Here is a 12320-nt window from a genome sequence, read left to right as displayed (position 1 = left end):
AAGTTTATGAGATTATAAGTTTATGGGTTTATGGGTTTATGGGTTTATGGGTTTATGGGTTTAAGAAAAGTATGATTTTCAGGATACTGACCCCTTTTCATTAAAACTGTTAACTTTTCACTGTTTACTGACTACTTTTAACTATTTGCTATCCTCTTAATACTGCTAACTGCTACTGCCACAGCTTCCTCTTTCAAGGGGCCAATCGCTCTTTTTTCCAATTCAAATTCTCTTGGATGGTATACCGGATGCGATCATGAAGCCGATTCGGTCTGCCTTGCCAAAATTCGATGGATTCCGGTTTTACGAGGTAGCCGCCCCAATGGTTCGGACGTTCGATTTCTTTGTCTTTGTATTCCTCCTTCAATTCCAACAATTTGTCTTCGAGAAAATCCCTTGATGGGATAACGCTACTTTGGTCGGAAACCAGCGCGCCCAATTGGCTACCTTCAGGGCGGGAATTGAAATAGTCATCGGATTCTTGAGCGGGAAGCTTTTCCGCCAGTCCTTTTATGATAACCTGTCGTTCGAGATTTGGCCAAAAGAATGAAATACAAATATGTGGATTGTTGGCAATAGCCTTCCCTTTTTCGCTTTCGTAGTTGGAATAAAAGACAAATCCCCTTTCGCTGAATTTTTTAAGTAGCACTACCCTACTCTTGGGAAACCCGTCTAAACCAATGGTCGAAACGGTCATGGCATTGGGCTCCTCAACGCCTTTTGAAGCCTCCAGCTCATCGAACCATGTTTGGAAAAGTGTCATCGCGTTTTCGGGAAGGGCATCCTCCTTCAAGACACTTTTTTTGTAGGATTTTCGGTAATAGGCAAGATCCTTTTGCATTTCGCTCTTTTGTTAAAATAAGATAAACAAAGTTCCGCAAAAGATTGGAGAAAGAGAAGCAGATTGGATTTTTAAAGGGGGCCCAAATTCATATTTCCGATTAAAACTCAAAAACCTTTCCATCATCAGCTAATTCCACATTGGCAAAAATGTCTTGTGCCTCCCCTTTGAACGGTGCTATCGATTTATAGCGGGTAGAATAATGCCCTAAGATCAGGGTTCCTACATCGGCGGCATTGGCAATAGCAGCAGCTTCTTTGGCCGTGCAATGCTTGGTTTTCGGTGCCAAAAGTGCTTCGGATTCCAAGAAAGTGGATTCGTGATAGAGCACATCCACATTTTTTATTTGATCGACGATATCCGGTTTGTAGCCGGTATCGCTGCAATAGGCATAACTTTTCGGTTTGGGAGGGTCGAAGGTCAGTTTCTTGTTCGAAACCATTGTACCATCCTCAAGAAGAACATCCGTTCCCTGCTTGATATTTCGAAAATGGGCTTTACCAATCTGATATTTGGCGACCGCTTCTATGTTGAGTTTACGTTCACCGAGCTTTTCGCGAAACAGGAATCCGTTGGTGTACACCCGATGTTTTAGGGGGATGGTCGCTACGGACACCTTGTCATCCTCAAAAACAATTTCCGAATTCTTTGATGTCAATTCATGGAAGGTCAATTGATAGTTCGTCCATGAATCGCCCAATTTCATGAGCAAGGTAATGGCTTCTTTGATGCCTTTGGGGCCGTAAATATGCAGGTCTTTATCCCTTCCCAACAATCTAAAGGTAGATACCAGTCCGGGCAATCCAAAAAAATGGTCGCCGTGCAGGTGGGAGATAAAAATATGGTTTATTCGGGAAAATTTAATCCTGTTCTTTCGCAGTTGCACTTGGGTACCCTCGCCACAGTCGATGAGAAACATGTGATTTTTGATTTCCAGCACCTGTGAAGTAGGATTGGTCATCGTTCTCGGGGTGGCGGCGTAGCAACCGAGGATGGTTAATTTCATAGGTCCAAATCCCTTTCGATTTCTTCCATTTCGATAATGTCGTGGGCTTCTTGCAGGGTCGGTACAACCGTAATCGCGTCGGGCACCTCATCGTAGGACACCTTATCGGTCACCAAAACGAAGGACTTGTCTGCCTTTCGGTGCGTATCCGAAAGCTGAAAAAATTCCATCACATCGTCAGAGGTCAACTTCGAAAAGGAAAAAAGGTTGACAATAATATGGTCATTCTTAATTTTGGGATACCCGTCATTTAAGTTTTTTAGGAATTTTGGTAAGGAAATATTCTCTTGAAATACTACGGTCGTGGTGCCATCGGAATCGAAAATCATAGTTTTACTGTTTTAGGTTCTACTTTTTTTGAGAGGAACTTTTTGATTTGGGAGCAAGCCTTAACTTTCCGCTTCTTTCGTTTTTGAATTCACTAGCCAACCATGCAGTTTTCGGGCTACTATCTCGGCTGCGTTTGAACGAAGTCCCTTGACCGCTTTCAACCATCTTGGGATCAAAGATTCGCGAAAAAGAAACACGTTACTTAATCTTGGAAGCCAACAAATACAGCACTGCCATTCGGATCGCAACGCCGTTTTCAACTTGGTTCAAGATGATGGATTGCTTGGAATCGGCAACATCACTCGTTATCTCTACACCCCTATTTATCGGACCGGGATGCATGATGACGATTTCCTTGTCCAAGCTGTCCAATAATTTTTTGTTGACCCCGAACTGCTGTGTGTATTCCCTGGTCGTGGGAAAATAGCTGATATCCAATCGTTCGTTTTGGATGCGTAGCATATTGGCCACATCGCACCAGTTCAAAGCTTTTCTCAGATCCGTTTCCACCTTTACACCGAGCGATTCCACATGTTTGGGTAGCAAGGTTTTAGGACCGCACACCTTGACCGTGGCCCCTTGAAGCTTCAAGGCAAAAATATTCGACAGGGCGACGCGGGAATGCAGGATATCGCCAACAATGACCACCTTTTTACCGGTCACGTCGCCCAGTTTTTCGCGAATCGAGTAGGAATCGAGCAGGGCCTGTGTCGGATGCTCGTGCGCGCCGTCACCCGCATTGACAATAGAAGCCTTAACGTGTTTCGATAAAAAGATTCCAGCTCCTGGGTTGGGGTGCCGCATCACCACCATATCCACTTTCATCGAAAGAATGTTATTCACCGTATCGATTAGGGTCTCCCCTTTCTTTACGGATGATTGCGCTGCCGAAAAATTGATAACATCGGCGGAAAGGCGTTTTTCGGCCAGTTCAAAGGAGAGTTTGGTTCGGGTACTGTTCTCGAAAAAGATATTGGCAATCGTGATATCACGCAAAGAGGGGACTTTTTTGATCGAGCGGTTAATGACCTCCTTGAACTGATCGGCAGTCTCAAAAATGAGCTGAATATCCGCCTCGTTTAGATATTTTATTCCCAATAAGTGTTTGACACTTAACTCGCTCATTCGCGGAAATTATTAATTATTGATTACTACTGATTCAGGGTTGAAGCCATTTGATTGTAAACCTGCTTCAACAATTCAAGCCTGTCCGCGGGCTTGTGACCGGTTCAAGATGCAAATTTTTTCAACTTGCCATCTTCGATCCAAGAACTTTACCCTTTGACCAAATAAACGACATCCTTGCCTTCGTTTTCCTTCCATAAGACCTTTACCTTTTCATCATTGATGGCATCGACCTGCCGACCCCTATAATTGGGCTGTATGGGCAGGTGCCGGCTAAAACGTCGATCGATAAGGGTGAGCAATTCGATTTCTTTTGGCCTTCCAAAAGATTGTATGGCGGTCAAGGCCGCACGTATACTGCGACCGGTGTATAGCACGTCGTCGATCAAGACCACTTTTTTATCCTCTACCAAGAAATCGATGTCCGTTTTATTCGCTTCCAATACCTTATCGCCCCTACGGAAATCGTCGCGATAGAAGGTGATATCCAAAAAACCGGTATGGATATGGTTTACCCCGTATTCCTCTTTTAAGATCTGCGTCAACCTGTTCGCCACAAAAGATCCCCTCGGCTGTATGCCGATGAGTACGGTATCTTTAAAATCAAGGTGGTTTTCAAGCAATTGGCAGGCCAAACGGTGAAGTATGATGTTGATTTCCTTTTCGGATAACAATACTCTTTGACCCATATGGTTCTAATTGCTTCGGTGAAACAAAAATAAGAAATTCTAATTTAGAACACGCTTGAACTTTTTCATTTTGTAAACGCTCAAAATTTATGACCCATGCCATTTCATTTGTCGTATGGATTCCACATTTCCCTTTACCGATAACGCACCCAAATAATCTTTTGTCGTTGTAAATGTAAACAGCTGCCACTCTTTTTTTTCGGTACTATCCCAATCCGTGCGCAAAAGTTCGGCGTAATCAACATCCAAGGAAACCGAAAACGAGGTTAAGGGAAAAGAAAGTCCACTACCCTTAGCTTTTATAAAAGATTCCTTTCGAGTCCAACAGCGATAGAATCCATAAACCTGTTCTTGCTCCGGTAATGCTTTCAAAGTCTGGATTTCATCGGGGGAGAAAAAATGATGGGCGATATCGATGACATCGAAATCATCTTTGATTTTTTCGATATCGACTCCGATCTCACAGTTTCTCGCAAAGGCCATAACGATCATGTTCCCTGAATGCGAAATATTAAATGCTATAGGGTTCTGGAATTTATAACCGGGCTTACCATATTCCCCATAGTCGAATTTTATTTTTTTTGGAATTTTGTTCAGATAACGACCTGACAAAATCCGTAGCAGTCCCCTGGCAAGAATATAGACCGTTCTGTCTTTGTCGAATTTAAAGCTATCGGCCCTGGCCGTTTCTTTTAAGGAAAGAAGATTTGCATACGATTCGACATCTTTTAAAAATTCGTCTACCTTAAAATACCAGAGCTGCACTTCGTTTTCGGGCAGTAGGGTCATAATTATGTTTTTTGAAAGACCATTCAGGCCATCTCGAACTTTTGCATGCACAACGATGTGCTCTGTGCCGTTGTTTCAGCGGTCGGCGCCAAAAAAAGACTGCCGTGATTCCCTTTTACGGGTACAACATCGACCCCTTTTTTCGCAAGTTTCTCCCACGAGGCAATGAGCATGGTGTTGAATTCGATATCAGTTTTTTGGGTTAGTAATAATTGAACCCTACTTTCAACCGGCCTCCAAGTATACCTCGAATAAATTTTGATATGGTTGTTATGCAACCTTCGTATGGTTCTTTGGTTACCGCTGCTACTAATGTCCTTTAATTTTTTACTAAGTGGTACAACCACCTTACTTTTCATAAAGCCCAGCACCGTTGATATAGGATTTACCTTCAGTCTTTCCAACAGAGCCAAAGTCCTTATTCCTGTTTTTGAAGGGGCGAACATACTAAGATAGTCGGCCATGGTATCGGCAACGATAAGGTTGGCAGATTCGGACTCCCGCTCTAGTATCCTAACAATTTCTAAACCTACCGCCGTATTGAAACAATACGAAAGTAAATGGTAGGGACCATTAGGCTGTACTTTTTTGATTTCGCCAATAAAATCTGTAGCCATTTCGGCGACACTTTTATGCAAGGTGGGCTCTCCTTCGTGGCCGGATGCTTGCACGGCATATACCGGTCTATCGGAAGGAAGGTATTCGGCAAATAGATTGTAAAAAAAGAAATGACTTCCGCCGGAATGAAGACAAAAGAGCGCAGGTTTTGAACCCGTTGCCCTGATAAGTACCAAATGTTTAAATACATCGGTCTTTTCCCCTTTTTTGGATTCCCGGTTTTTTGACTTCGTATAATCGGCGAGTTCGGCTATGGTCTGATATTCAAAAAATTGATTGGGAGACAACAGCATTCCCGATGCTCGGGCCTTTGCGATGACCTGTATGCTTAATATGGAATCTCCACCTATCTCAAAGAAATTATCGTGGATTCCGATTGGGGCGAAATTCAGGACATCTTCCCAAATTCCCACCAGTTTTTTTTCTATCGCGTTGGTGGGTAAGGCATCTTTATCGGGTTCTTTTTGATCTTTAGATTTGCCCAGGTCCCGTAAAGCCTTTATATCAATCTTAGCATTCGGCAAGACCGGAAAGGAATCGACCACTATTAACCGAGATGGTATCATGTAATCTGGAATCTTTGATTTGAGGCTGCGTTTCACCACATCGGCATCATAAGCTTCATTCACCACTATATAGGCCACTAAGCGCCGGCTACTTTCCGAATCGGATTCATGCACTAGGGCTACCGCATCGGTTATGGAAGAATCGTTCAACAATACTTTTTCCAATTCTTCCAATTCAATACGATACCCTCGAATTTTTACCTGGTGATCGGCCCTTCCCAGAAATTCAATGGCCCCGTCTTTTCGATAACGGCCTAAATCGCCAGTTTTGTATACTCTATCAACCCCATTTTTATGAAAAGGATGCGGTACGAACGAGGTTTCCGAGAGTTCGGGTTTATTGATATACCCCCTCGAAATACCCGGTCCTCCAATAAAAATCTCCCCGATAGCCCCATACGGCACTAGGTTCATGGTTTCGTTCAACAGGTAGATTTCAGAACCGGCTACGGGTTTTCCTATGGGAACGCCTTTTGAAGCATCCTCCTGTTCGACCCGATGTGCCGTACACCAAACGCAGGCTTCCGTTGGGCCATATTCGTTGTAAAGACCGGTATCGGGAAGCTTTTTGAAATGCAAATCGACTATACCTGGCGCAAAAGCCTCACCGGCAACCATTACGGTATTCAAACTCCCTAAATTCGAAACATCACCATGTTCCAAAATTAATTTGTACAAAGAAGGAAGCATTAAGGTGTGGGTCACGGAATGTGCTTGGATGAAATCTCCGATTTTTGAAATATCCTGCTCGATACGATTCTCGGTAATGATTAAATTACCCCCTGTGCACAGGGTCCAAAAAATTCCCGCTTTTGAGCTGTCGAAAGCAATAGAGGATAGCAATAAAAAGGCATCCGGATCATTGGGATAAAAGTCCAATCTCCCGGCCGTAGAATTTATAATGCTGTTATGTGTAATGGGAACCCCTTTGGGTTGCCCCGAACTACCGGAAGTATAGATAATATAAGCGTTTGCATCCCCGTTAACTTTGGGCAGGGTTACTAATGTCGGGGAATTCGTTTCTTGGACGGTATCGAGCAATACTAGTTCTTTGCCCAAATCATCAAAAATAGAGGTCAACGAAGACTGTGTTACTATAATATCGGCTTGGGCATTTGCTAGAATAAAATCCAAACGCTCTGAAGGATAGTTAGGGTCGATGGGCAAATACGCACATCCCGCTTTCAATATGCCGAGCATCCCCACAATCATATCGATAGATCTATCCACACACAATACTACGGTTTCATTACTCTTTTTGGTCTTTTCGAGGAGGGCGTTCGCTACCCGTCCGGCCTTCCGGTCCAAGGTTTCATAGGATATTGAGACCCCGTCAAAAGTTACCGCGGTTTTGTCCGGTTGGGTTTTGGCCACATGCTCAATGACATGGTGTATGCCCGTATAGGATGATATATTGCTATCGACCACATTGGGTTTTTCAAGAAATATTGCTTTCTCCCTTTCCGTCAGCATGGCGATGTCACCTATTTTCTGGTTCGGCTCGGCGGTTATGGTTTCGAGTAACAGTCTTAAGTGCTCCTGAAATTGGATGATGGTCGATTTCTCAAAAATATCGGTAGCATATTCAAATCCCGTAGAAAGCAGCCCATTTTCATTGGCGACATATAAGGTAAGATCAAACTTGGAAACGCCCGGATTAAAAAACGAATGGGACAGTTGCAATTCCGGACCGAACGAAGGGACTTCCGTGACGGAATGATAGATGAACATCACGCGAAAAAAGGGATTTACGCTTAAAGAACGCTTTGGACTCAGTGCCTTGACCAAGGTCTCAAAAGGGACGTCGGTATTTGAAAAGGCATCCAATACTGTCGTTCTTACTTGTTTGACAAAGTTTGAAAAAGCTATTTCGGTGGGTACCGAAGTCCTTAAAACGGCGGTTTCATCGAAAAATCCTATGATATTTTCAAGGGCGGTATCGTTTCTAAGTGAAATGGGGGAACCGACCAAGATATCCTTTTGACCGCTGTATTTATGAAGCAATACGTAATACACCGACAATAAAAATACATAGGGCGTGGTTTCCATCTTTTTTGAAAGATCCAATACCCGTTTTGATAGATCACCGGAAAATTTCGTTCTATAAGAAGTACCTTTGTAAGAGGGACTTGCCGGTAAAGGGTAATCGGTAGGCAAGGCCAATAATGGAATTTCACCTCCCAATTTTTTTTTCCAATAGGCCATTTGGGAAGCATCCAATTCCCTATTTTTTCGCCAAAAGGCATAATCGGTAAATTGAAGGTTATTTGCGTCCTTTTTTTCAACCTCCCGACCGTTACTATATGCCACATAGTGGGCGGCGAGCTCTTTTAAGAAGAGGTCCATAGACCATTTGTCAAAAATGATGTGGTGCATGGTCAGCAAAAAGACATGCTCCTCATTATTTAACTTAATCAAGGTGGTACGAACGAGCGGAAATTCCTCCAACTCAAAATGTCGTATGGCATCTGACATGAGAATGGACAACTTTTGCTTTTCCAGATCCACCTTGGGAATACCGCTTAAATCGAATCGCTTCAATTCCACATCGGATCCTTCGTTAATCACCTGAACGGGACCGCCGTCTTCATAAGGATAAAAAGCTCTTAAAATATGATTTTCCTCAAAGACACTTCGCAAACTATGTTCGAGTGCATCTTCGTTCAACTCTCCTTTAAAAATAAAGCTTTCGGCATAATTATAGACCGGATTTTCAGGCAGTAAACGCTGTAAAAACCATAGCCTTTGCTGCCCGCTAGACAAGGGAATAGTGGCACCATCGGGTGCTTTGGAAATGCGTGTACGGGTAATTGTCTTCTTTTCCCTATTTTTCCATGTATCTAAAAGGGAACTATTTTTAGTTTCGTTTTTCAAAAGCAATGTTTCTTTTTTTTCAACCTTTTTATATCAGTCCTAAGTACCTGACAATGGGATATATTTTTCCGTTTAAATACTCATCGATCGGCATGTCGATATCAAAAGCGCGTTCGACCAACCAGTACAACGAGATGACGATAAGTAGGGCCGAAAGCCAAACCAACAATTTCGGGTAAATTTTTGATTTTCTGATAACGTACAGCACGGGAAATATCAAAAGAATAATGACCACCTGCCCCAGTTCGACACCGATATTAAAGCCCAATAATGATAGCGAAAGGTTTTCGCCCTTAAAGCCCAGTTCCGAAAGTACGCTGGCGAAGCCAAAACCGTGGAACAAGCCGAATACAAAAGCTATCACCCATTCTCTGCCGATAAAAATAGGTTTAATATTATGATAGGCCGCCAGACCGATCGAAAAGGCGATAATCGACTCCACCCACCTTGAAGGCAGATTGACAATACCCAAAGAGGCCAAGCTCAGGGTGATGGTATGGGCAATGGTGAAAAAGGTGACTATCTTTAGAATATACCAAAATGCGGGCTTGAATTGCGGCACCGGCACCCATTTCCAGCGTGAGGGTTTGGAGGCTATTCCCTCGCTCGTAATTGGCTGCAAGGTTTCTCTTTTTCGCAACACTACGGACGGCAGAATTAAGGCCAGCAAAAATAAAATATGATCAGCGCCGATCCAAATGTGCCATGTGCCTTGTTTGATCATGGCCAGAAACCCTTTCCAAACGGAAGTATCGGTAAGGTCTAAGGTTTTGGTCTTTTGGCTCGGGGTAAAATCCAAGGCCATGATCTTTTCATTATTGATAAGTCCCGCTTTCCAGTTGTATTCCATGCCCAACCTATTGGTCTGCATGGGGTTTTCATCGAAAAATACCGCATACGTCACCTCAAGTTTATCGGGAATTTTTTCTGTATTGTCCAACCGGAAGTGTATGGCTACGAACGACCCAAAATCAATATATAGGATGCTGATCTCATCCGTAAAAATAATTTTATGATTGCCGTAAACCGAGGAAAACGCGCTATGTTCAAAGAGATAGGCCTGAATCTTTTCCCTGTAAACGGCCACCTCTTCTACCGATGGATGTCTTCCAAGATCAAGACCCAAATACTTGTCCAGTTCAGTAGCCATGATCTCGAAACGGCCTTCGATGCCTGCAGTTTCATAAACCCTTAAATAAATAAGACTGCGGTCGGGTTGGTGCGAATAGATCGAGAGCGGCACTAGCAAAAAAAGGATAAAAAAAAGCTGAAGGGTGGTTCTTTTCATAAGTGGTCAATTAAAATTACAAGGTAGCAGAATCCGTCAATCCGGTATTTGTCCATAATTCTGTTTAATCTTTTTTATAAATTTTGAAACGCTTAAAATGGGTTCGGAACCCGTTTGTTACGAAATTTTCTTGAATTTCCCTATTTTCAAAGGCTTCAACAAAAACTATTTTATGTTATAAATATGGTACAAAATTAGAAATAATAGTGCGTAATTATCATATTTTCGATGTACGGAACAATTATGGGTCAACAAACCTTCGAACAATTTGAGAAAAGAGAAATCTCGAATTACCTTTATACCTTGAAAAATTTAAGCTAAAGTTCGGTCTCGATAGTGGAAAATAAAACCGATGTAAACCGTAATTTCAAACCCGATGAATGATCTATAATCTGGCACAATTGATGGAGCGAACAGCCGGGCGCTTTCCAGAAAAGGAGGCTTTCACCTGTTTAAACGATTCCATTTCATATGCCGAACTCGATCGGAAGGCGAACCAATTAGCGTCCTGTCTTATCCAAAACGGATTGGAAAAAGGGGACCGTGTGGGCATCTTCATGAACCGTTGTTTGGATACTGCGGTGGCCGTTTACGGTGTGCTTAAATCAGGGGGGGCATTTGTGGCCATTGATCCTTTTCTGCCCCTGAACAGAATTCTTCTAATTATGAAGGATTGCGGTATCGAACAGCTTTTGACCACACCCTCGCAATCAAAAAAGATAAAGGTGATTTCTGATGCGGCCCCGTTTCTTATTTCCATTATTGGACTATCCGATGAACAGGATACAAAGACTGTTTCTTGGCCTTCGGTTTTTTCAAGGTCTTTAGAGAAATTCGTTTCTCCCCGTATCCTGGAAGATGATTTGGCGTCCATTCTTTATACGTCGGGTTCTACGGGAACACCAAAGGGAATAATGCATTCGCACCATAATATTTTGGCTTTGGCCAGACTCGAGGCCGAGCTGCACGATTCAGATGAACAGGATAGAATCGGCAATTTTGCCCCGTTACATTTCGACCAGTCCCTTTTCGGCTATTTTTCAGGACCTCTGGTCGGGGCGACAACCGTTATTTTTCCTGATTCCTATGTAAAATTGCCCGCAAGCCTTTCCGCTTTGGTGGCCAAGGAAAAAATTACGCTTTGGTTTTCGGTACCGTTACTGCTAATCCAGGTTTTAGTACATGGCGCTATTGAAAAGCAAGATTTCAGTGCCCTGCGATGGGTGCGGTTCGGAGGCGAAGTGTTTCCCGTAAAGCAATTGCGGGCATTGATGCTTAAATGGCCCCATGTCAAATTCATTAATTCGTATGGCCCTTCGGAGCTTTTTAGGTGTACCTATTATGTGCTGGACGAACCGCCGAAAACGGACGACCCTATACCTTTGGGAACCGTTTGGGGAAATACGGAATATAAAATTTTGGATGCAAACGACCGGGAAGTAGAAAGGGGAGAATCGGGCGAACTTGTCGTAAGAACGACTACCCTTATGATAGGATACTGGAACGATACCGAACGTACCGAAAATGCCTTTTATAGGATAGCAAAAGCAGCGGGTTATGACCATATCTACTATAGAACCGGAGATCTGGTGCAAGAAAATGCTAAAAAAGAACTATTCTTTCTCGGTAGAAAAGACCGGCAAATAAAACTGCGGGGGTACCGGATCGAGCTCGATGAAATTGAGGCGGTGCTCTTAAAAAACGATGCCGTAAAAGAAGCTGCAGTGGTGATAGTACAAAAGGATTCGAACAACCGGAGCCTTGAAGCCGTTGTAAAGCTCGAGGAACTGACGGAGTATACTACCGATGATCTCATACGCTTTTGTAAAAACGGGCTCCCCCCCTATTCCGTGCCACAAAAGATTGCTATTCTAACCGATTTCCCTAGAACGGCCACAGGAAAAATAGACCGTAAACAAATCATCAAATCACTCGAAACCCCTACCTGATGACCGATAAAATTATTAGTTATATTAAAACCGAAATTTCCATGGAACCCGTGGATGATATTGATTTGGAGGAAGATCTACTGGGAAACGGCATTGTCGATTCACTGGGAATGATGCAGCTCGTCGTATTTCTTGAAAAGGAATTTAAAGTAAAAATAGCACCTGAGGATATGACCGTCGAGAATTTCAACACGGTTTCAAGTATTTCAGAGTATCTATCGACCAAACTGAACTAAAAAAAATTG

General features: G+C 43.1%; 10 protein-coding genes. 2 read left to right on the top strand and 8 right to left on the bottom strand.

The window, feature by feature from the left end; translation table 11 throughout:
- Positions 1–193 precede the first annotated feature (193 nt).
- The 8 genes from pdxH to BLT07_RS15155 form a co-directional block, all read right to left on the bottom strand.
- Positions 194–841, bottom strand: coding sequence for a pyridoxamine 5'-phosphate oxidase (pdxH, locus tag BLT07_RS15190; protein ID WP_091870811.1), 648 nt, complete (start codon positions 839–841; stop codon positions 194–196).
- A 100-nt stretch (positions 842–941) separates the two neighbouring features.
- Positions 942–1847 (bottom strand): ribonuclease Z, encoded by a 906-nt coding sequence (locus tag BLT07_RS15185; protein WP_091870807.1) that lies wholly within the window; start codon positions 1845–1847, stop codon positions 942–944.
- Positions 1844–2176: a ribonuclease Z gene (locus tag BLT07_RS15180; protein WP_091870802.1), complete on the bottom strand. Its 333-nt coding sequence runs from the start codon at positions 2174–2176 to the stop codon at positions 1844–1846. Before BLT07_RS15180 ends, BLT07_RS15185 begins: the two co-directional genes overlap by 4 nt.
- A gap of 199 nt (positions 2177–2375) precedes the next feature.
- Positions 2376–3302, bottom strand: coding sequence for an aspartate carbamoyltransferase catalytic subunit (locus BLT07_RS15175; protein WP_091870798.1), 927 nt, complete (start codon positions 3300–3302; stop codon positions 2376–2378).
- Positions 3303–3451: 149 nt separating this feature from the next.
- Entirely contained in the window at positions 3452–3991 is a 540-nt protein-coding gene (gene pyrR, locus BLT07_RS15170) for a bifunctional pyr operon transcriptional regulator/uracil phosphoribosyltransferase PyrR (RefSeq protein WP_091870794.1), read from the bottom strand.
- A gap of 87 nt (positions 3992–4078) precedes the next feature.
- The gene (locus tag BLT07_RS15165) at positions 4079–4780 is read right to left on the bottom strand and encodes a 4'-phosphopantetheinyl transferase family protein (RefSeq protein WP_091870788.1); all 702 of its coding nucleotides are present in this window, start codon (positions 4778–4780) and stop codon (positions 4079–4081) included.
- Between the two features lie 23 nt (positions 4781–4803).
- On the bottom strand, positions 4804–8838 hold the full coding sequence (locus tag BLT07_RS15160; RefSeq protein ID WP_175455345.1) for a non-ribosomal peptide synthetase: 4035 nt from the start codon (positions 8836–8838) through the stop codon (positions 4804–4806).
- Positions 8839–8866: 28 nt separating this feature from the next.
- Positions 8867–10126, bottom strand: a complete 1260-nt coding sequence (locus BLT07_RS15155) for a HupE/UreJ family protein (RefSeq protein WP_091870781.1) — start codon at positions 10124–10126, stop codon at positions 8867–8869.
- A gap of 380 nt (positions 10127–10506) precedes the next feature.
- Between BLT07_RS15155 and BLT07_RS15150 the strand changes: the two genes are divergently transcribed.
- Both BLT07_RS15150 and BLT07_RS15145 read left to right on the top strand, forming a co-directional pair.
- Positions 10507–12075, top strand: a complete 1569-nt coding sequence (locus tag BLT07_RS15150; protein WP_091870777.1) for an amino acid adenylation domain-containing protein — start codon at positions 10507–10509, stop codon at positions 12073–12075.
- A complete protein-coding gene (locus tag BLT07_RS15145) occupies positions 12075–12311 on the top strand; it encodes an acyl carrier protein (RefSeq protein WP_091870774.1) in 237 nt (78 codons plus the stop codon). The genes BLT07_RS15150 and BLT07_RS15145 overlap by 1 nt, the downstream gene beginning before the upstream one ends.
- The last annotated feature ends 9 nt before the right edge of the window (positions 12312–12320 follow it).

The sequence above is a fragment of the Pricia antarctica genome, from assembly GCF_900101815.1.
Lineage (GTDB): Bacteria > Bacteroidota > Bacteroidia > Flavobacteriales > Flavobacteriaceae > Pricia > Pricia antarctica.
The sequence above is the reverse complement of the archived record's forward strand: the minus strand, read 5'-3'. Positions and strand labels throughout refer to the sequence as shown.